Origin of the sequence: Burkholderia plantarii (genome assembly GCF_001411805.1) — a bacterium.
In the GTDB taxonomy this organism is placed as follows: Bacteria; Pseudomonadota; Gammaproteobacteria; order Burkholderiales; family Burkholderiaceae; genus Burkholderia; species Burkholderia plantarii.
The window spans coordinates 2686588-2706956 of record NZ_CP007212.1; the positions used below are offsets into that span (position 1 = coordinate 2686588).

General features: G+C 69.8%; 15 protein-coding genes and 1 tRNA gene. 6 read left to right on the plus strand and 10 right to left on the minus strand.

Features of this window, described 5'->3' with window-relative positions; all coding sequences use genetic code 11:
- Positions 1–25 precede the first annotated feature (25 nt).
- The 3 genes from bpln_RS11410 to bpln_RS11420 all read left to right on the plus strand — a co-directional run bounded on the left by bpln_RS11410 (position 26) and on the right by bpln_RS11420 (position 3930).
- Positions 26–1699 carry a sugar ABC transporter ATP-binding protein gene (locus bpln_RS11410; RefSeq protein ID WP_055138862.1) on the plus strand — a complete coding sequence of 558 codons (1674 nt, stop codon included), beginning with the start codon at positions 26–28 and terminating at the stop codon, positions 1697–1699.
- A gap of 105 nt (positions 1700–1804) precedes the next feature.
- Positions 1805–2791 (plus strand): ABC transporter permease, encoded by a 987-nt coding sequence (locus tag bpln_RS11415; protein WP_052498334.1) that lies wholly within the window; start codon positions 1805–1807, stop codon positions 2789–2791.
- Positions 2792–2793: 2 nt separating this feature from the next.
- A complete protein-coding gene (locus tag bpln_RS11420) occupies positions 2794–3930 on the plus strand; it encodes an ABC transporter permease (RefSeq protein ID WP_244131927.1) in 1137 nt (378 codons plus the stop codon).
- A 71-nt stretch (positions 3931–4001) separates the two neighbouring features.
- Here bpln_RS11420 and bpln_RS11425 read toward each other — a convergent pair whose 3' ends face one another.
- From bpln_RS11425 to bpln_RS37350, 9 genes are all read right to left on the minus strand, one after another.
- The gene (locus tag bpln_RS11425; RefSeq protein WP_042625282.1) at positions 4002–4889 is read right to left on the minus strand and encodes an alpha/beta hydrolase family protein; all 888 of its coding nucleotides are present in this window, start codon (positions 4887–4889) and stop codon (positions 4002–4004) included.
- Positions 4890–5200: 311 nt separating this feature from the next.
- Positions 5201–6241, minus strand: coding sequence for a hypothetical protein (locus bpln_RS11430; protein ID WP_209444925.1), 1041 nt, complete (start codon positions 6239–6241; stop codon positions 5201–5203).
- A gap of 240 nt (positions 6242–6481) precedes the next feature.
- Positions 6482–6901, minus strand: coding sequence for a hypothetical protein (locus bpln_RS35475; protein ID WP_148654003.1), 420 nt, complete (start codon positions 6899–6901; stop codon positions 6482–6484).
- A gap of 273 nt (positions 6902–7174) precedes the next feature.
- On the minus strand, positions 7175–7939 hold the full coding sequence (locus tag bpln_RS11435; RefSeq protein ID WP_244131926.1) for a response regulator: 765 nt from the start codon (positions 7937–7939) through the stop codon (positions 7175–7177).
- Between the two features lie 76 nt (positions 7940–8015).
- Positions 8016–9248 carry an EAL domain-containing response regulator gene (locus bpln_RS11440; RefSeq protein ID WP_055138864.1) on the minus strand — a complete coding sequence of 411 codons (1233 nt, stop codon included), beginning with the start codon at positions 9246–9248 and terminating at the stop codon, positions 8016–8018.
- Positions 9241–12813, minus strand: a complete 3573-nt coding sequence (locus bpln_RS11445; RefSeq protein WP_055138865.1) for an ATP-binding protein — start codon at positions 12811–12813, stop codon at positions 9241–9243. Before bpln_RS11445 ends, bpln_RS11440 begins: the two co-directional genes overlap by 8 nt.
- Entirely contained in the window at positions 12810–14702 is a 1893-nt protein-coding gene (locus tag bpln_RS11450; RefSeq protein ID WP_244486963.1) for a hybrid sensor histidine kinase/response regulator, read from the minus strand. The genes bpln_RS11445 and bpln_RS11450 overlap by 4 nt, the downstream gene beginning before the upstream one ends.
- A 297-nt stretch (positions 14703–14999) precedes the next feature.
- On the minus strand, positions 15000–16040 hold the full coding sequence (locus bpln_RS37345) for a methyl-accepting chemotaxis protein (RefSeq protein ID WP_208459454.1): 1041 nt from the start codon (positions 16038–16040) through the stop codon (positions 15000–15002).
- Positions 15947–16708 (minus strand): MCP four helix bundle domain-containing protein, encoded by a 762-nt coding sequence (locus bpln_RS37350; RefSeq protein WP_208459453.1) that lies wholly within the window; start codon positions 16706–16708, stop codon positions 15947–15949. The genes bpln_RS37345 and bpln_RS37350 overlap by 94 nt, the downstream gene beginning before the upstream one ends.
- 428 nt (positions 16709–17136) lie before the next feature.
- Here bpln_RS37350 and motA point away from each other — a divergent pair, with 428 nt between their 5' ends.
- Together motA and motB are read left to right on the plus strand one after the other, a co-directional pair.
- Positions 17137–18006, plus strand: coding sequence for a flagellar motor stator protein MotA (gene motA, locus bpln_RS11460; protein ID WP_042625286.1), 870 nt, complete (start codon positions 17137–17139; stop codon positions 18004–18006).
- Positions 18007–18018: 12 nt separating this feature from the next.
- Positions 18019–18954: a flagellar motor protein MotB gene (motB, locus tag bpln_RS11465; protein ID WP_055138866.1), complete on the plus strand. Its 936-nt coding sequence runs from the start codon at positions 18019–18021 to the stop codon at positions 18952–18954.
- A 216-nt stretch (positions 18955–19170) separates the two neighbouring features.
- Here motB and bpln_RS11470 read toward each other — a convergent pair.
- Positions 19171–19257 (minus strand) — tRNA-Leu (locus bpln_RS11470).
- Between the two features lie 238 nt (positions 19258–19495).
- Between bpln_RS11470 and hpnD the strand changes: the two genes are divergently transcribed.
- Positions 19496–20329 carry a presqualene diphosphate synthase HpnD gene (hpnD, locus tag bpln_RS11475; protein WP_042625288.1) on the plus strand — a complete coding sequence of 278 codons (834 nt, stop codon included), beginning with the start codon at positions 19496–19498 and terminating at the stop codon, positions 20327–20329.
- Positions 20330–20369 lie beyond the last annotated feature (40 nt).

Here is a 20369-nt window from a genome sequence, read left to right on the forward strand (position 1 = left end):
CCGCAACCGACTTGCAGGTTCACGCATGAACGATCCGATGCAGGCCCTGCCCGACTCCGGTCCGGCCGCGCGTGGCGCGCCCGGCCGGGTCGTGCTCGAAACCCGTCACGCCTCGAAGACGTTCGGCGTGGTGCGCGCGCTGCGCGACGTTTCGCTGACGCTGCGCGCCGGCGAGGTGCATGGCCTGATCGGCGAGAACGGCGCCGGCAAGTCCACGCTGATCAAGATCCTCACCGGCTTCCACCCGCTCGACGAGGGCGTCGTGCATCTCGACGGACAGCCGGTGGCGTTCGATTCGCCGCGCGCCGCGCAGCGGCTCGGGGTGTCCGCGGTGTATCAGGAGATCAACCTGATTCCCGAGCGCAGCGTGGCCGAGAACATCTTCATCGGCCACGAGCCGCGACGCTTCGGATGGCTGATCGACCGGCGCCGGATGAACGCGATGGCGGGCGAGATCGTGCGGCGCTACGGGCTGTCCGTCGATCCGGCCGCGAAGCTGAGCGCGCTCGGGCTCGGCGAGCAGCAGATGGTGTCGATCGCGCGCGGCGTGTCGCTGGGCGCGCGCGTGCTGATCCTGGACGAGCCGACGTCCGCGCTGTCGGGCGCCGAGGTCGAGGTGCTGTTCCGGGTGGTCGAGCGGCTGCGCGCCGACGGCATCGCGCTGCTGTTCGTGAGCCACCGGCTGTCCGAGTGCTACCGGCTCTGCGACCGCTTCACGGTGATGCGCGACGGCGCGATCGTGAAGACCGGCACGCCCGACGAGCTGCCGCGCGCGGCGCTGATCGCCGCGATGCTGGGCCGCGAGGGCAAGGGGCTCGGCGGCCATGGCGGCCAGCGCGAGACCGGCGCCGCCGCCGATGCCGCGCCGGCGCTGCAGGTCGACGCGCTGCGCTGGCGCACGCGCGTGCGCGACGTGTCGCTGCGCATCGCGCCGAAGGAGATCGTCGGGCTGGCCGGGCTGCTCGGCTCGGGCCGCACCGAGACCTTCAAGACCGTGTTCGGCGCGCAGAAGGCCGAAGGCGGCGAGGTGCGGATCGGCGGCGCCGCGCTGCGCGATCCGGCGCCCGCGCGTTCGATCGAGCGCGGGCTCGCGTTCCTGTCCGAGGACCGCCGCTCCGAGGGCATCTTCCCGCGCCTGTCGATGCGCGATAACCTGGTGGCCTCGGTGCTGCCGCGCCTGTCGCGCTTCGGCTTCATCTCGGCGCGCCGCCAGGACGCGCTGGTCGCGCGCTACATCGAGCAGCTCGGCATCAAGACGGCCGGCCCCGGCGCGCCGATCTCGACGCTCTCGGGCGGCAACCAGCAGAAGGTGCTGATCGCGCGCTGCCTGTCCACCCATCCGGGCGTGCTGCTGCTCGACGACCCGACGCGCGGCATCGACGTCGGCGCGAAGGAGGAAGTGCATCGCGTCGTGCGGGGGCTCGCCGACGACGGGCTTGCCGTCGTCGTCACGTCCTCCGAGATGGAGGAGCTGCTCGAGCTGACGGACCGGCTCGTGGTGCTCAACGAGGGCGTGACGACCGGCACGCTGGCGACGCGCGGCGCGAGCTCCGACGACGTGCTCGCGATCCTCGCGCGCGGCGGCGACGATGCGCGCCGCGACGATCTCGACGAGCTCGACGGCATGCCCGACGGCAACGCGCCCGACGACGACACGCCCCCCGCATCCGGAGCCGCCGATGCGCCGCGCGAACACTGACCGGCCCGCCGCGGGCCGCGCGTGCGCGACATCCCGGCCGGCCGCCCCCCTGCCGTCCGGCCGTGCCCCGCGGCACGGCCGCCCGACCGATTCCGCGAGGACAGCTTGAACCTTTCGAACACCCCCGTGCCGCGCCCGCCCGCCGATGCGGCGCGCGCGATCCCCGGCCGCGCCGCGTTGCTCTGGGCGCGCGACAACAGCGTCTACGTCGCGCTGGCCCTGCTGGTCGCGCTCAATCTCGCGATCACGCCCGGCTTCTCCAATCCGCTCGCCGCGCGCAGCCTGCTGTTCGAGGCCGCGCCCGTGATCCTGATCGCGCTGGGCCAGAACCTCGCGATCGCCACGCGCGGCATCGACCTGTCGGTCGGCTCGGTGATGGCGCTCGCCAGCGCCACGCTGGCCGTCTGCCTCGACTACGGCACCGGCACCGCGATCGCGGCCGGCATCGCGGCCGGGCTGGTGGTGGGTCTCTTCAACGGCGCGCTGGTGTCGATCGTGCGGATCGATCCGCTGATCTCCGGCCTCGCGCTGCTGGTGGCCGCGCGCGGCCTCGCGCAGGCGCTCGTCGGCGGCTCGCGCGTGAGCCTGCCGCCGTCGGACGCGTTCGACCTGCTCGGCACCGGCGCGCTCGGCCCGCTGCCGGTGGTGATGGCGATCGCGCTCGGGCTCGCGCTGCTGACCATGCTGGTGGTGCGCCGCACCACCTTCGGCCGCTACACGATCCTGATCGGCGCGAGCCGCGGCGCCGCCTATCTGGCCGGCATCCCGGTGCGCGGCACGCTGTTCCTCGTCTATGCCGCGAGCGGCGGGCTCGCGGGGCTGGCCGGCGTGTTCGCGTCGGCGCGGCTCGGCGCGTCCGATCCGAACTACGTCGGCGTCAATTTCGAACTCGACGCGATCGCCGCCTCGGTGATCGGCGGCACGCCGCTCTCGGGCGGGCGGATCTCGGTGGTCGGCACGGTGTTCGGCGTGCTGCTGCTGCAGGTGCTCGATGCGAGCTTCATCATGAACAACGTCAGCTTCACCTATGCGCAGATCCTGAAGGCCGTGTTCATCGTCGTCGCGCTGTATCTGCAACGGCAGGGAGGCTGAGAATGCGCGCGAACACGAAGCTCGGCGCGGCCGGCATCGCCGCGAACCGGCACGGTGACGGCGCGCCTCATGGCGAGCCGCTCGCCGCGCGTCAGGTGGCGGCCGACGCCGGTTCGATCGGTCCGACCAACGGCGCGCGCCGGAGCGGCGCGTCCGGCACGCCGCCTTCGGCCCCGCCGCCGCGCGCGCGTGCCGAGCGCCGCAACCGGATCGTCGGGCTGATCCAGTCGCGCGGCGCGATCGGCATCCTGATCCTCGTCTGCGCGGTGGCCGGCGCGATCTTTCCAGACTTCCTTCGGTTCGCCAATCTCGCCGACATCGTCTCGGCGGGCTCGTTCCTCGGCCTGATCGCGATCGGCCAGAGCCTGGTGATCATCATGGGCGGATTCGACCTGTCGGTCGGCTCGATGGTCGGCCTCGGCACCGTGATCGCGGCCTACGCGGCACCCTACGGATGGGGCGCGGCGCTGCTCGCGCCGATCATCGCGGGCCTCGTGATCGGCCTCGCGAACGGCGTGCTGATCGCGCGGGCGCGGATGGCGCCGTTCATCGTCACGCTCGCCGCGCTGCTGGGCCTGAAGGGCGTCGCGCTCGTGCTCGCGAGCCAGGACCTGCTGATCGGGAATCCCGGCTTCTTCGCGCAGATCGCCAACGGCTCGATCCTCGGCATCAACAACACGATCTGGCTGCTGGTGGCTGCCTACGCGCTCGGCGCGCTGGTGCTGAACGCGACGCCCTACGGCGCGGCGATCTTCGCGATCGGCGGCAACGAGGAAGCCGCGCGCATGCTCGGCGTGCGCGTGGAGCGCGTGAAGATCCTCACCTACGGCGCGAGCGGCGCGCTCGCGGGGCTGGCCGGCGCGCTGCTCGCGTCGCATCTCGACTCGGGCCTGTCGGCCGCGGGCACCGGCTACGAACTGCAGTCGATCGCCGCGGCGGTGATCGGCGGCGTGCTGCTCACGGGCGGCGTCGGCACCATGGCGGGGCCGCTCGCCGGCGTGCTGCTGCTCGGCGTGATCCAGAACGTGATCAACCAGGTCGGCACGCTGAGCCCGTATTACCAGAACCTCGCGAGCGGCGTGTTCCTGCTGATCGCCGTGATCGTGCAGACGGTGCTGACGAGTTCGCGCAGGCGCTGAGGGGGCCGAGGGCGCGGCGCGGCATGTCGGGCAGCCGTTGCCTGCGCGCCGGCCATCCGCCGGCCGCGCCGCTACTGTCGCGCGGGGAAGCCCTGCTGGTCGAGGAACGCGGCGACGACGGGCTCCCAGATGTCGGGACCGCGCGCAAACAGCAGGTGCCCGTTGTCGCCGAACGGCGGCAGCAGCCGGTAGTCCGCGTTGCCGCCGGCATGGACGAACGCGGCATGCCAGGCGCGGCTGTAGGTCGGGCCGAAGTACTGGTCGTTCTCGGTATAGATCCACAGCATCGGCACGCGCGCCGTCGTGCCGAAACGCTCGTACATCGCCTCCAGCCGCTCGCCCTGACACGGCACGCCGGGATGCTCGACGGGATCGCCCCCCGAGCCGCCGGCGAAGTTGACCGCGGCCACCACGCCGTCGGGGTTCTCGGCCGCCACGCCCGTCGTGACGAAGCCGCCGACCGATTGCCCGACGATCACGATCCGGCGCGGATCGACGCGCGGCTGCCGCCTCGCATAGTCCAGCACCGCGCGCTCCTCGATGCGGGCCGCGTCGATCATCGGCCGGTAGTCCTTCTGGCTGCACTTGCCGCTGTATTCGGGATCGAACTGCGTGCCGAAACGGCCGTAACCGATGCGCGTCGGCTCGAACACCGCGAAACCCCGTTTGACGAAAAAGGCGGCCTGCCGCGTGTAGCGAAAGCGCGGCGGCGTGCCCCGATCCGTGCCGCTGCGTCCGTGATTGAGGATCAGGATCGGGAACGGGCCGTCGCCGTCGGGCGTGAACTGCGTGACGGCGAGCTTGCCGGTCTCCTCCCTGCCGTAGAAATCCTTGACCGCCACGTCGAGCGTGGTGACGGACTCGTGCAGATCCGCCCTGAGCGGCTCGGCGTGGGCCTGGGAGAGGCACGGGATCAGGAGCGGCAACGAGGCTCGTAACAGGCGAATGGCGGCGGTCATGGGTGGCTCGGCGTAGCGTGGCGTGGTGCTGTCGATGGTGGTTCCGCGAGATGGGCGCCGCGGCCGGCCGGACCACCCGGTTGCGGGGTGAAACGGTCGGCAAGGCAGCGTGTCGGCGCGGCTCCGGTGTTGCGGATTCGGCGTCGAGATATTACCCGCAACGTCGCCGCCGGGCACGCGCTGTCCCGGGTCGGCGCGCCTGCGTCGAGCACGCGGGCCGACGCCCCGCGTCCGGGGTGGATCGTGAGGCCAGGAAAGGGAACGGGAGGACGCGCGTCACGCGCCTGCCGGGAAGCGCGGAGGCCGCCGGCTCAATTGTCCGGTTCGGATTCGGACCGCGTGCTGCCGGTATCGCCTTCATCGTCGGTCGCCTCGGACGGCCACCTCAGCCCCGACAGCCGCATCGACAACGCGCCGAGATCGAGCGCCAACGGAGGCTGGCCGGCCGGCGTCACGGGCTGCGCGCTCGCCGGCGAGCGCGGTGAAGCCGTCTCCGAGGCCGGCTCCGGAGCCGGCCTCGCATTGGGCATGCGGGGCCACGAGTGAGTCGTCTCGTGGGGACGATATCGCGCCCACTGATCGGGATCGCTTTCCCACGGGGCGTCGGTCGTCCGCAAACTGCTGTCGTAGAACCGCACGCTGTCCCGCAGGCGTTCCCGGTTGCGATAGACGTAGCGAAGCTCGGACGCCGTGAAATCCTTGCCGCCGTGCTTGTTGAAGTTGCGCTTGTCGACGACGTTGTCCATCGCCTTCTGGATGCCGCCCAGCAGGAAATGCACCGTGCCTCCCCGTTCGGCGGAAAAGTCCACGCCCAGCTTGCAGGCCCGGCGGATGCGGTCGTCCTTGCCGCGCGTATCGAAACGCTTGCCGCGCTCCCCTTCCCGTGACGTCAGGAACGCGTGGAACGCCTGATCGGTGGGATGGGCGGACGGGTCCGGCTTGAACGTCGCGAGCGGGCTTGCCGGCAGGTCCGGATTCGAAAGTCCCAGGCGGTTGTTGATGCGGTCGATGGTGACGTCGCTGTTGTCGTAGGGCGCATCGGGCGAGAGGTGATCCTCGAGATGCTCCTGCACGTCCTCGCGCGCGCTGTCGAGGCCGTAGAGCCGGTCCACGCCGCTCCTGAACGACTGCTGCAGGCGTTCGAGCCGCGATGCCGACGAGTCGTCGGCGGGCGTCGCTTCGATGGCTTGCCTGGCCCTCGGCGGCAACGCACGGACCGAGAGGCCCGACAAGGGTCCGCTCGAGGTCTGCCGCGGCGAGGGGCACGTCTCGGGGGCTTCGCCGGCGGGCGGCACGGCGGTCTGATCATCGGCATCCGGCGTCCGGACAGCCAATCCTTTGATATGAACCATTGTCGTGTCTCTTCCGATAACGGGTCGCTCGGCGACGGTATGCGTATTGGGCAGATACTGTGGCGCGGATCGGAGTTCCGGCGAGCGGGGAACACGCAATTCGGCCCGGAAAAACGAAGGCTTTCGATCCTGTCGGCGCTTCTCGAACGATGGCGCCGCGCGTCATGAACGCAGGGCCCATGTCCGGCGGGAGCGAATCGGCGCGGAAGAAATCGCGGCGCCGCGGCATCAGGCGCGCCGTCAATCGAGTATCGTCAACTGGACGGGAATTTCGGCCGGCAGGACGAAATCGTCGATGCGGCCGGCGCGCAGCGCGATGATCAGGCGCCGGCATTCGGCAGCCCGGGCCGGCATCTGGGCAGGCAGCGTGGCGTTCACGACGTCGAGCGCGTTGATTTCCGAGCTCAACATGGCGATTGCGCTGCGACGTGCAACAAGGAAGTGATTCATGACCGCTCCAAACGATGCTGCGAGAGCATGCCGGAGCGACTTCAAGCTTCGCGCGGCGGGCGCGACATCACACTTCAGGCTTCGCCGCCGCATCGGGCAGCGCCCCCGTGACGGTGCCATTCGACAAGCCGCCCCGCGCTCGCGTTCGACCAGAGCGCGGGGCGTGCCGTCGTCCTTCATCGGCACGGCGATGCCGCCGGCGTCACGCACGGATGGGTTCGAGCACGCGGTGCAGAACGCACGCAATCTCACGCCGGTCCTGGAGCGCGACATCGGGTGCGACATCGGGCACGATATCGGAGGCGGTCAACGCCGCGCGCCATGATGCGAGACGGCGGGGCCGCGACCCCGTCGCCGGGGCGCGAGAAAGCGGCGTGGCATCGTCCTCGTGAAGCGAGGCCGGCCGGGTTCGAATCCCCAAGCCGAAGCATCGGGGAACCCGACACGCGACGGAGGGCGGCGGCGCTTCGCCGGCCCCCCAGTTCACTGCGTGGCCGTCATGCGCCGCGCAAGCCCCGTGATCGCGGCGCAAAGCAGGCCGCCCTGTATCGGCTTCTCCAGAAACGCCGAGGCGCGCACGTCACCGGCCCGCGCGCGCGACTGCGATCCCGCCTGCCCGGTGACGAAGATCGCCGGCACCTGCGCGCATTGCTCGCTGGTGCGCATCACACGGCAGAATTCGAATCCGTCGAGCGCGCCGCCCAGCACGACGTCGAGCACGACGATGTCGGGCGGCGCCTGCTTGAGCAGCGCGAATGCGGCCTCGGCCTCGCCGAACACCGACACCTGCGATCCGGCGCGCTTGAGCATCGCCGAAATCACCTTGCGCGACACCTCGTCGTCGTCGAGCACGAGCACGTTGACGCCCTCGAGCTCCAGCGGCGAACCGCGCCGTTCGTAGCGGATCCCGGCCGAACGGCTCGCCCCCGAGATCGCGACGGTTCGATCGTCCGCCTCATGCAGTTTGCCGAGATCGTCGAGCTTCACGGCCGGCACGCCCCTGCCGGTGGCGACGACGGGCTTCAAGGCGTCAGGCACGCCCATGTAGACGTCCAGCGCGGAGTCGGCGCACAGCCCGAGGCCATGCCGCCTGAGCAGCGCCGCGAACTCCTTGATGAAGTCCACCGGCCGCCGGCCGGCGAACGTCAGCTTGAACAGCGTGCCGCCGCGAGCGGCGATCACCAGATCCACCCACGCCCCGAGACCCGCCGCGCGGCAGGCCCGATCGACGAGTTCGACGGTTTCCATCGACACGTCCGGCAATGCAGCGGCCACTGCTTGATTCGACTTTTCCCTGACCATCCTCCGCTCCCTCGTCGCTGTATCAATGCTTCCGTTCGCACGGCGCGGCGTCCACCGGACATGCCGCGCGCGGCTCCATCGAATCGAGCCAGGCCGTCAGTTGCGCCTCGCTCATCGCCTTCGACCACAACCAGCCTTGTCCCACGGCGCAGCCGTAACGCGCGAGGCGATCCCGGATCTCGACCGAGTCGATGCCCTCGGCCACGCAGCGCAAGCCCATTTCGTGGCTCATCGCGATCACCGCACGCAGGATGCGGTCGGCATCCGGATCGCGCAGCGCATTCGAGACGAACAGGCGGTCGAGCTTGATTTCATTGAAGGGAATCCGCAGCAGGGACACCAGCGAGGAATAGCCGGTGCCGAAGTCGTCGATCGAGAGTTGCACGCCGTCGATCCGCAACCGCGCGAGCCGTTCCGCGGTTTCCAGGGAATCGCTGACCAGCCGGTTTTCCGTGATCTTGAGCACCAGCGACGAGGGCGGCAGGCCGTGCCGCTTCAGCTGGTGCGTGACGGCGGCCGCGAGTGCCGGACCGATCACGGACGGCGGCACGTTTACCGCCACCGTCAGATCGGGATGGCGCCGGCTCCAGCGGGCACAGGCGGCAAGCGACTCCGTCAGCATCAACTCGGTCAGCGCGAACGTCTCGCCCCCCGCTTCCGCGACCGGGACGAACACGTCCGGCGCGATGGTGCCGAGCAGCGGCGAATGCCAGCGGGCCAGCGCCTCGACACCGACCGGCGCGCCGGTCGCGAGGGCGATCTTCGGCTGGAACTGCGGCTTGATATGCCCCGCCGCGATCGCCAGCCGGATGTCGTCGGCCGTGACGCGCGGCAGGTCCTCCGCGGGCCGCCGCGGCGCGCCGTCAGGCGACATCCGCAGCAGCGCCGCAAGCTCGTCGTCCCGGATCGGCTTGCCGAGCGCGCCGGCCACCCGCACGCCGCAGGCCTGCGCCAGCTTCACGGTGGCGGCGCGCGTGCGCTGATCGCATCCGCTCATGAGAACCAGCGAGCAGGAGCGGGAGCCTTCGCCGAGACTGTCCAGCAGGTCCAGGCCCGCCTCGCCGTCGAGCCTCAGGTCGAGCAGCACGGTGGTGACGCGTTGGTCGGCGAGACAGGCACGCGCCTCGCGCAGGCTCGCGGCCGTCAGGCACGGCCGCCCGAGCCTGGCCAGCATCGCTTGCAGCACCCTGCGCTGCACGACGTCGTCCTCGACGATCAGGACGAGGCCGATCCCGGCTGCGGTACGCTCAACCATCGATGTTGCCCTCGACAAGCAGTGCCGACAGATGCCGCCGAACCAGCGCGTACACGGCCACGATCCGTGCCGCGAGCCGTGGCGCGTCCGTCATGCCGGCCTCGGCACGGCGCTCGGCATCCGCCATCAACGCGGCGAATCCCAGCGCGCCCACATAGGCGCTGCTCGACTTGAGCGTGTGCGCGAGTTTCGCGACCTCCCGGAACGCGTGGCGCTCGAGCGCGTCGGCCAGGGCCGCGACCTGCGGCCCGGCATTGGCGAGATACGTCGATACGATGTCGCGGGCGAGATCGGGCTGGTCGTCGTCGGCCAGTTCGTGCAGGGCCGCGATGCAGCGCGCGTCGATCGCCGCCTGCGCGGCATGATCGCGCCGCGCCGCGTCGGCCCCGTCCGGCTCCTCGCCGGGCGCCGCCGACGCGGCGGGCACGGCAGGCGGGCGGCTCGCCGGCATCGCGGCGGGGCGCGCCAACCGGGGCAGATGCGCCTCGATCGACGCGGCGAACTCGGCGAACGTGAACGGCTTCGCGATGATGCCGTCGATGCCGACCGAGCGGCACTGAACGAGATTGGCCGAGGTCAGATCGGCCGTGATCGCGACGATCGGCACCGGCGGCGTGCCGCGCGAGCGCTCCGTCGTGCGGATCGACGCCGCCGCGGCCAACCCGTCCATGCGGGGCATGTGACAGTCCATCAGCACCAGGTCGAAACGCCCCTGTTCATGCAGCCTGACGGCCGCTTCGCCATCGCTCGCCACCTGTGCGGCGAGCCCCAGCCGGCCCAGCATCGCGAGCGCCACGGCGCGGTTGGTCGGGTTGTCTTCCGCCAGCAGGATCGCCGGCATCGCGGCGGAGCCGGCCGCCGGCCCGGGCCGCGACGCGTCCGCGCCGCGCGGCATCGGCACGGCCGCCGCGTCGTGGTCCGCGCCGACCACGGCAAGCGGCAGCGTGACGGTGAACAGCGAGCCGCGGGCGGGCGCGCTGTCGAGCGCGAGATCGCCACCGAGCCGCCTGACCAGTTCGCGCGCGAGGAACAGGCCGACGCCGGCTCCGTCGCTGTCGCGCGTTCGCGTTTCGTCGGCTTGCGCGAACGACGCGAACACGCTCTCCTGATTCTGCGCGGCGATGCCTCGGCCCGTATCGCGCACGCTCACGATGAGCGAGGCCGCGGCAGCGCCCCGCGATTCGAGCGTCGCGCGCAATTCGACGGCGCCGCGCGAGGTGAACTTCACCGCGTTCGACAGCAGGTTGGCAACGATTTGTGCCAGCCGGTCCGCGTCCGTCCACACCAGGCGATCCTCGCCGGCGCATTGAACGACGAACTCGAGGCCCTTGTCCCGCGCGTCGCGCCGGAACGGATCGCTCGCGCACCGGATCAGTTCGAGCGGCGCGACCGGCCGGCGGTGGAGGGTCAAGGCATCGGCCTCGATCTGCGCGATGTCCAGAATCTGTTCGATCACGGTCCGCAGCGCGACGCCCGACTCGCGAATGCCCTGCAGCAGTTCACGCTCGGCGCCGTCGCGCGGGACGTCGAGCAACAGGTCGGCCGGCCCCAGCACGCCGTTGAGCGGGGTCCGCAATTCATGGCTCATGCGCGCCATGAACTGGTTCTTGGCGGCATTGGCGACTTCGGCGCTGTCCTTCGCGGCCATCAGCTCGCCGGCGAGTTGCAGTTGCTCGGCAACGCGCTGCCGCAACGAGCGATTCGCGACCGTCAGGCGCTCGCGCGCGTTGCGCAGCCCTTCACGCGCGTCGCCGAGACCGAGCGCCGCCGAAGCCACCTCTTTCTGCAGGGCCTCGAAGCTCACGGCCATCTCGCCGAGCTCGTTGCGGGCACGAACCTGCACCCGGCGAATGTCGATCTGCGCGTGCGCCGCGTCGAGGTCGCCGCGTCCCAGGGCCCCCATCGCCTTCGAAAAATCCCGCAACGTCCCGGCCGCGAGTTGCCGCGCCGCCGCGCCGATCTCCTCCGCGGCGTGCGCGATCATCCCGGGCAGCACGAGCCCGACCGTGATCGTCAGCAGCGCCACCAGCACGAAGATGTCCTCGAGCGCGGTGCGAAGCTCGATTTGGCCGGCCGGCAGGCGTGAGACAGCAAGAATGTAGCCCGCGCCGTCCAGCGCCAGGACGATCAGCATGGCGCCCGTCAGCTGGAAATGCAGGGTATGCGCCAGTCCGGGCAGGCCGGCGCGGCGCCGGTCCTCCCAGCGCCGCCACGCATGCACCGCGGCACCGGAATACGCCATGGCCAGGCCGAACACCACGGTCGGCAAGCCGAACTGCTCGAATCCCAGCACGGTGGCCAGCAGCCAGACCACCGCCGCCGCCAGGCCGAGACCGATCGTATGGCGCGGCGCCCGGTACGGCCGCGGCGCGTCGGGTGCGCTTCTTCGCAACAGCCACACCGCGATGCTCGGCGCGGCGATGCCGATCAGGTAGGTGAAGTTCGCGGCGGCGACAAGCCAGATCGGATCGCCGATCAGCAGGAACGCGATCGAGAAACCGGCCGTCGCGAGCGTGGCGTGGACCGGGACGTCACGCCGGCTGCGCACGGCGAGCCAGCGCGGCGCGAAGCCGTCGTCCGCGATCTGCGAGAGGGTACGCGCCGCGCCGGCAAGCGGCTGGATCGTGCCATGGAACATGTTGAACATCATGAACCAGAGCGCCGCCGGTTTCGCGAACGCGCCGAACACCGGCGCGAAGGTCGGCCCCAGCACCTGCCCGAGATCGCCGCCGAGCGGCTGCGCGCCGAGCGTGCCGAGCCAGACGAGCGGCAATCCAATGAAATAGATCGAGGCGAGCGCGGCGCTCGCCTTCATCGCGCGCGGCACGTTCGTGGCGGGCTGCTTCGTTTCGCCGACATGGCAGGCCGCCGCCTCGAACGCCGGCGCCGCGAAGCCGATCAGGTACAGGCCCGCCATCAGCGACGTGAGGCCGCCGAACCAGCCGGCAAACGGCGTCGTCAGATGGAAGTCGGTGGCGCGCTGCCAGTCGGCCGCGCCGCTCAGCACGGGCGCCAGCCCCGAGACCAGCGCGAGCGCCGCCGAGCAGGTGGCGATCGGTATCGCCAGCCGCGTCACCCATGCGATGCCGAGCAGGTTGACCGCCGTGAACAGGCCAACGAGTCCGCACGCCAGCGCCTCGATCGGCACGCCGGGGAGATACCACTCGTGAATCGCCGTGGCGGACAGGATCGCCGTGAGCCCGCAGGTGGGCACCCATCCCCACCAGTAGCAAGTGGCGACGAGCGGCGACAGGATCCGGCCATACGGCCTGAACGCCTCGGTGCATGCGGCCGCGATGCCGCCGACGCGCGTCGGCGACATCATCACCAGTTCGATCCAGCCCGGCAGCGCGGCGTAACCGAGCAGCAGGCCGAGGATCAGGAGCGGCACGGCCGCGCTGCCCTGCCCCGGGATCTCGCCCTGGCCGGCGAACAGCGCGGCGATCAGGAACAGGCTCTGGTTGCTGCCGCCCATGGCCAGCGCCGTCGTGCCGAGCCACCCGATACGGCGCCGGTAGGGCCGCGCGACCACCGGTTTGACGGCCACGCTCGTCGATGTCGTCATGCGATTGGCTCCGAATCCATGCATGACATCGCGTAGTCACGCCGCGACAGGATCTCCGTGATCGCCTCGTCCAGTTCCGATGTGCTGGCGGGCTTGACGAGATAGCCGTCGAACAGGCGCTCGACGAGCGCATCGTCGGGCTTCGACTGCCCCGTCAGCGCGATCAGCGGCACCGTCGCGCCGAATTCAGACTGCATGCGAAGCTCGCGCGCCAGCGACACGCCATCGAGATCCGGCATCTGCAGGTCCACGATCGCCACGTCGAACGGCCGTTCGCGCAGCGCGGCCAGCGCCGCGCGACCGCTCGCGCACGCTTCCACACGGTAGCCAAGGCGGCCGAGCATCGCGCTCACGATCTTCCTGCCGACCGTGTCGTCGTCCGCCACGAGCACCAGATAGTCGCCGCGCCGCAACGCGGCCTTCGCCACGGGCGACGGCCCGTCGGCGGCCTCGAGGCCGGGAGCAATCGCGCACGGCACGGTGAAGCGGATCCGCGTGCCGACCCCCGGCTCGCTTTCGACATCGATGGTACCGCCCATGCCGTGAATCAGCCGCCGGCAGATGGCCAGACCGAGCCCGGTGCCGCCGTAGCCGGACCGGATCGCCGGGCCGGCCTGGACGAATTCGGAAAACAGCGCACGCGTCGCGTCCGGTCCCATGCCGATACCGGTGTCGCGAATGACTATCGCGATGTCGGAGCCGCCATCGCGCCCCGGCTGCACGGCCGCCGTCACCTCGATCTCGCCCCGCTCGGTGAATTTCAGGGCGTTCGACAGCAGATTCAGCATGATCTGCGAGAGGCGCGTCCGATCGCCGAGCACCGCCGGCGGCACGGCGGGATCGATGCGCAGCACCAGCGCGACGCCCTTGGCCGCGGTTTGCGGCCTGGCGACCTCGTGTACGCAACGCAACTCCCGGCGCAAGTCGAACGGCTCGCGGCGGAACGTGAAGCCGGTGGACTCGAGCTTCGCCAGATCGAGCACCTCGTTGAGCAGGCGCGTCAGATGTTCGGTCGATTCCAGCAGCGCCGCCGCATCGAGCGCATCGGGCAGCGCGCCGCCGCCGTGGCACATCAGCGAAGCGATGCCCGCGACGGCGGCAAGCGGCGTGCGCACTTCGTGCGTGACCATCGCGAGAAAATCGGCACGCTGCTTCTGCGCGAGCAGCGCGGCCGCTTCCGCCTCCCGCTTCGCGGCCAACTCGGCCTCGAGACGGCGACTGCGCAGGCGCAGATGCAGTTCATCGACCACGAAGGCGGCGAAATCCTTCAAGGCCTCCCGCGCCGCGTCGTCGAACACGCGCGGCCGCGTGTCCGCGACACACAGGATGCCGATTTTCCGGCCATGCTCCACGGCGAGCGCCATGCCCGCGTAAAAACGGACTCCGGGCGCGCCGCGAACCGACGGATGCGCGGCGAAACGCGCCGACCGACAGGCATCCTCGACGACATAAACGCCATCGGCTTCGAGCGCGGCCTGGGAAAAAGACGATTCGCGCGGCGCGGATTGAATGTCCAGTCCGATCTTGGCCTTGAACCACTGCGCATCGCGGCCGACGAACGAGATCAGGCAGATCGGAACCGAGAAAAACTGGCTGACGCGCCGCACGATCCTGTCATAGGTTTCCTCGGGTAATGTATTAAGTATTTGAAGGGCTTCCAGTGCCACCAGGCGCTTCGACTCCATCGCCGCCGCACCATCCCCGATCGTATCGACACCGCCGACTTCCTCGTCGCGGGTGCCATCCTCCCGATCCACGATCACGAACGCTTCTCCTCGCATCACGCGCGCCGTCCGACGATTGGCACCGGGTCCGCGCAATGTCGAACCCGGCGAATACCAACGACTGACGGCCGCTCCCCGATTGATTGGCATTGCAGACGTTTCCATGCCAATCCGTTTTTTCGAATCAACCGGCGCATGGCAGCGCCTGGAAGCCGCGCATCTTGGTACCGGCCTCGAAAACCCGTTCAGATTAAACAGCGAGAGCGAATGCCTCCACTGGGGTTTTCATCCGAATCACGGTTGCGAAACAATGTTTTACGAATGCCGCTGCCGCACCGGGATCCCGATACCGCGAGCACCGTCTGCGGCTTGATCAAAGTCAAAATCAATGGAGGGAGAAACAATACCGATGCGTATCAATCACATTCGGTGCGTCGCGCGATCCACTCGCCGCGCCATCGCTCAGAACGTGGCCCAGCCCCCCTCCTCGGCCGCCGCCGCGGCCAGCGCCGGACGCGCTGGGCGCGCAGGCCGCGCGACCGCGTTGCGCACGCCGGAGCGCGGCAGACCCGTCGCACCGGACGATCCGGCCCGCACCGCTGCCGGTGCGCCCTGCCCCGTTCGCCCCGACCGGAAGAACGACACGGCTTCGCGCAGTTCGCGCCCCTGGCTATCGAGCGACTGGGCGGCGGCGGCGGCCTCCTCGACCAGGGCCGCGTTCTGCTGGGTCACCTGATCCATCTGCGCGACGGCCTGATTGATCTGCTCGATACCCTTTTGCTGCTCCTCCGACGCGCTGGTGATTTCCCCCATCAGGTCGGTCACCTTGCCCACCGCCAGCACGACTTCCTGCATCGTGCCGCCGGCCTGGGCCACCAGTTCCGAGCCCTGCGCCACGCGTTCGACCGAGGTGCCGATCAGTTCCTTGATTTCGCGGGCCGCGCTGGCGCTGCGCTGCGCCAGCGTGCGCACTTCGCCGGCCACGACCGCGAAGCCGCGGCCCTGTTCGCCGGCACGCGCCGCCTCCACCGCCGCGTTCAGCGCGAGGATGTTGGTCTGGAACGCGATGCCCTCGATCACCGTGATGATCTCGGCGACCTGCCGCGAACTCTGCGTGATCCCCTGCATCGTGTCGACCACGCGCGCCACCACCTCGCCGCCCTTGCCTGCCACCTCCGACGCGCTGCGGGCAAGCACGTTGCCCTGGCGGGCGTTATCGGTGTTCTGCTTCACCGTCGCCGTGATCTGGTCCATGCTCGCGGCCGTCTCCTCGAGGGACGCGGCCTGTTCCTCGGTCCGCTGGCTCAGGTCGATATTGCCCGCCGCGATCTCCGACGAGCCGAGGGAGATGCCGTCGGCGCTGGCCATCACGCGCGCCACCACGGTGCGCAGGCTCTCGGTCATGCGCTTCATCGCCAGTTGCAGCCGCGCGGCTCCGTCGCTGCCCTGGACTTCGATGTGTACGTCCAGTTCGCCGCCGGCCACCTTTTCGGCGACCGCCATCGAGCGCCGCAGCGGATCGTGATGGAGCGGCTGATCGCGAAGGCCACGACGGCGCCCACCAGCAGCGAGACGAGACCGAGCGCTCCCGCCAGGAACAGGGCCTCGCGATACTGGCTCCGCGCCGCGTCGACTTCATCGACCGCGCCCTGGTGATTGAGCTGGATGTCCTGCTCGATCGCCGCCAGCAAGGAGGAAAACGTGGACGACACCTTCCCGTTGGCCAGCGTACGCGCCTCTTCCTGGCTGCCGTTGCCGTCGCCGCTGGCCGCCACGACCTGCTGGTCCAGCGCCAGAAAATCGGTCCAGCCTTGTTGGATGGCGTTGTAGAGCTCCCGCTCCCGGGCGGACGACACCATCTTCTCGTAGACCGGCAAGTTCCGGTTCACGGCGGCGACGGCGGCCTCGCGCCGCTTCAGCTCGTCCGCGCGCACGGCCGGGTCCGCGGAAATGGTCAGGCGCAGCGAGAGCCGCCGCACCGAGTTGGCGCCCGCCCGGATATTCGCGAGCGTCTCCACGCACGGCAACCAGTTTGCCCCGATCTCGTTGGTGCCCGCGAACACGCGTGAAATCTGATACGCCCCCATCGCGGCCATCACGCACATCAGCAGCAGCACGATGCCGAAACCCACGCCAAGCCGCACGCCTACGTCAAGTCTGTTGAGAATCACGCTTTCACTCTTCCTGTCGTCGCCAAGATTTGGCGCAAGCCGCCGCTTCGAGCTGCCCGTGGCATCCGAACTCGCGGCCGTGCAGGCGCCGTCATTCGGAGTTAACGGGGTGCCCGGCCGTTGCTGAAGCCGCTTTTCATCAGGGCGAACCCGACGATGCGCAATCGGGCGCGCTGCCCTACAGTCGGAACGGGCCGGCCGCCGCAGAGCGCGAGCGAGGCGCCGGCGACCGATAACGGGAATCAGTCGCAACGGCACCGGCCCCTTCAGCAACGCGGCGTAATGCCGACATCCAATTGAAGGCAGCGCCGTTTTTCAACCCGGGCCGTTGCGCCGTCGCGGATCGAAGCATGCGATGCGCCGCGGGGAGAACGTCGGCCATGTCGACTCAATCGTCAATCCAGGCACTCAATTTTGTAGGAGTCCATATGTTCGTGGCAATCGGCTGGATCGTCGTGATCGGCTCGGTACTCGGCAGTTTCATCGGCGTGGGGGGCCACCTCCCCGCCCTGATCCAGCCGTTCGAGCTGCTGTGCATCTTCGGCGCCGCGGCGGGCGCCTTCGTGGTCAGCAATCCGCGCGACACGCTGGGCAAGACGCTGAAGGCACTGCCGTCGTGCTTCAAGTCCAGCGGCTACACGAAAACGCAGTATCTGGAACTGATCGCGCTGCTCTACGAGGTGCTGCAGAAGGCTCGCCGCGAAGGCATGCTGTCGCTGGAATCCGACATCGAAAACCCGTCCGGCAGCGCCCTGTTCCAGAAGTATTCGCGCGTGCTCGCCGATCACCATCTGCTCGACTTCATCGTCGACTACCTGCGGATGATGTCCACCGGCAACGTCAATCCCCTGGAGATGCAGGACCTGATGGACGAGGAACTCGGCACGCACCACGCCGAAATGTCGGTCGCGCCGTCCGCGATCCAGAAGATGGCGGACGGCCTGCCCGCATTCGGCATCGTCGCGGCGGTGATGGGCGTGGTCCACACCATGGGTTCGGTCGGCGCGCCGCCGGCCGAACTCGGCAAGATGATCGCCGGCGCGCTGGTCGGGACGTTCCTCGGCATCCTGCTGGCCTACGGCTTCGTGGGGCCGCTCGCGGATCTGCTCAACGCCAAGGGCCGCAGTTCCGCCAAGCCGTTCCAGTGCGTCAAGGCCGTACTGCTCGCGTCGTTGAGCGGCTACGCGCCTGCGGTGGCCGTGGAGTTCGGCCGCAAGGTCCTGTTCACGTCCGATCGGCCGAGCTTCCAGGAGCTGGACGAGGCGGTGCGTGCCACGAAGACGGTCAAGGCGGCCTGAGGAGAACACCGGATGGCAACCGACAAGGCAGCCGAGCAGGCGGCACGCAAGATGGGCGGCGGCACGACCATCGTGCGGCGCGTGAAGCGCGATGCGCACGAGGGGCATCACGGCGGCGCATGGAAGATCGCCTACGCGGATTTCGTGACGGCAATGATGGCGTTTTTCCTGTTGATGTGGCTGCTCGGCTCGACCTCGAAATACGACCGGCAAGGCATCGAGAATTATTTCAATACGCCGCTGTCCGCCCTGCTCGGCGCGCACGCCGACAGCGGCGTGGCGCGCTCCAGCGTGATCGACGGCGGCGGCCACGATCTGTCCGATACGCATGGCGGCAATGGCAACGCGACACCGCAGGCCGCGCCGGGCCGTCCTTCACCCGCCGACGCCGCGAACGACGCCCGGCTGGCGCTGCTCAAGCAGCAATTGACGGCGCTCGTCGACGAGAACCCGAAGCTGAAGGCGTTCAAGAATCAGATCCGGCTGTCGACGACGCGGGAAGGGCTGCGCATCGAGATCGTCGATTCGCGCAGCCGCCCCATGTTCGCCACCGGCAGTGCCCGGCTCGTGGACTACGCCTACGACATCCTGTCCCAGATCGGCGGCGTGCTGAACCAGGTCGACAACCGCGTGTCGCTGGCCGGCCACACCGATGCCGTTCCGTATTCCGGCGGCATCGCCGGCTATTCGAATTGGGAACTGTCGTCGGAGCGCGCCAACGCGGCGCGGCGCGCGCTGGTGGCGGGCCAGCTGCGCGAGGACAAGCTGCTGCAGGTGCGCGGGCTCGCCGACGTGCTCCCCCTCGAGCGCGGCGTCGCCGACGCGGAGGTGAACCGGCGCATCAGCATCCTCGTGCTGAACAAGGAAGCCGAGCGGGCGTTCTTCTCGGAGGCGGCCGAGTCATCGGCATCGGCGTCCCGGCTGGTTGCCGCGGCGACGCACCGATAACCGGTTCCCGGATGCGGACGGACGTGGTGTTTCGGGAGGCGCGCCGCGGCGTGGCGCGCCCACGCCCGGGAAACCGGATGAAGGGAATCGGGTGCCGCGATTCATGAATTCAACGGCCCGCCGGGGAATCACGGCGGGCCATGCACCCGGTTCGCCGCTGTCAGGCGCCGGTTTTTGCTGGGATATTCGTCACGCGACGAAATGCTGAAGGGGGGATGGTGCGTGAGGCCGGACTCGAACCGGCACACCCTTGCGGGCGTCAGGACCTAAACCTGGTGCGTCTACCAATTTCGCCACTCACGCACATCGATGTTCGGGAACGCGGCCGCGATCGGCCCGGCGTCCCGCGAGCACACCGCCGACGTGGAGTCGGGCGGCCGCCGGAAAGCGCGAAGCGCGAGATTCTAACCGATCTCCCCACGCTTGTCTCTAGGCGCCGCACCGATCGGGCGACGGTGCTAGAATCGCGGCGCACTCGCCACCCCACGCGGCATCCGGTCCGCCTTGCGCGCCCGATCCGTCCACTCGTAGCCGCCCGTCCGTGAATTTCGACGAATACTGCCAGCAAAAGGCCGCCCCGCCCGGCTCCAGCGTCTACTACGCGCTCCGCCAGGCGCCGTTCGCCAGCCAGGCGGCGCTGACCGCGCTGTTCGCGCTGCACCGCGAACTCGACGACACGGTGCGCGAGACGAGCGACCCGACCATCGGCCAGACCAAGCTCGCCTGGTGGCGCAACGAGCTGGCCGCGCTCGCCGCTGGCCAGCCGTCGCATCCGGTGTCGCTGGCGCTCGCGAAGCACGCCGCTGCGATCGCAAGCGACGGCGCCGCGCTGCAGACGCTCGCCGACGGCTTCGCGATGGATCTCGAGCAGGCACGCTACCTGGATTTCGCGAACCTGCGCCGCTACGTCGAGCGCGTCGGCGGGGCCTTCGCGCGGCTCGTCGCCCAGGTCGGCGCGGGCACGCCCGATGCGGCGCCGGACTGGGCCACCGCGCTCGGCAACGCGCTCACGCTCGCGCGCCTCGTCGAGGACGTCGGCCACGACGCGCGCCACGGCCGCGTCTATCTGCCGATCGACGAGCTGCAGCGCTACGAAGTCACGGCCGCGGACCTCATGCATCGCCGCTACAGCCCCGCGTTCACCGAGCTGATGCGCTTCCAGGCCACGCGCGCGCGCGCGGCGCTGCACGAGGCGCTCGACGCGATTCCGCCGGCCGAACGCCGCGCGCAACGCACGCTGCGCGCGCTCGGCGCGCTCGCGCTCGCGACGCTCGACGAGATCGAGCGCGATGACTTTCAGGTGCTGCACCAGCGCATCGCGCTGACGCCGGTCCGCAAGCTCTGGGTGGCATGGCGCGCGGCCCGGCGGCGCTGATACCCGATGCGAAACCGGCAGCCCTCGTCGGCCGTTCCGG

What these genes read in the sequence shown, in the direction of transcription:
- bpln_RS11430 (WP_209444925.1), bottom strand. Translation starts at nt 6,241, where the DNA reads ATGGTTCATATCAAAGGATTGGCTGTCCGGACGCCGGATGCCGATGAT.
- motB (WP_055138866.1), top strand. Translation starts at nt 18,019, where the DNA reads ATGGCAACCGACAAGGCAGCCGAGCAGGCGGCACGCAAGATGGGCGGC.
- bpln_RS11440 (WP_055138864.1), bottom strand. Translation starts at nt 9,248, where the DNA reads ATGGTTGAGCGTACCGCAGCCGGGATCGGCCTCGTCCTGATCGTCGAG.
- bpln_RS11425 (WP_042625282.1), bottom strand. Translation starts at nt 4,889, where the DNA reads ATGACCGCCGCCATTCGCCTGTTACGAGCCTCGTTGCCGCTCCTGATC.
- bpln_RS11445 (WP_055138865.1), bottom strand. Translation starts at nt 12,813, where the DNA reads ATGACGACATCGACGAGCGTGGCCGTCAAACCGGTGGTCGCGCGGCCC.
- bpln_RS11420 (WP_244131927.1), top strand. Translation starts at nt 2,794, where the DNA reads ATGCGCGCGAACACGAAGCTCGGCGCGGCCGGCATCGCCGCGAACCGG.
- bpln_RS37345 (WP_208459454.1), bottom strand. Translation starts at nt 16,040, where the DNA reads ATGGCGGTCGCCGAAAAGGTGGCCGGCGGCGAACTGGACGTACACATC.
- bpln_RS11435 (WP_244131926.1), bottom strand. Translation starts at nt 7,939, where the DNA reads ATGGAAACCGTCGAACTCGTCGATCGGGCCTGCCGCGCGGCGGGTCTC.
- bpln_RS11410 (WP_055138862.1), top strand. Translation starts at nt 26, where the DNA reads ATGAACGATCCGATGCAGGCCCTGCCCGACTCCGGTCCGGCCGCGCGT.
- motA (WP_042625286.1), top strand. Translation starts at nt 17,137, where the DNA reads ATGTTCGTGGCAATCGGCTGGATCGTCGTGATCGGCTCGGTACTCGGC.
- bpln_RS11450 (WP_244486963.1), bottom strand. Translation starts at nt 14,702, where the DNA reads ATGGAAACGTCTGCAATGCCAATCAATCGGGGAGCGGCCGTCAGTCGT.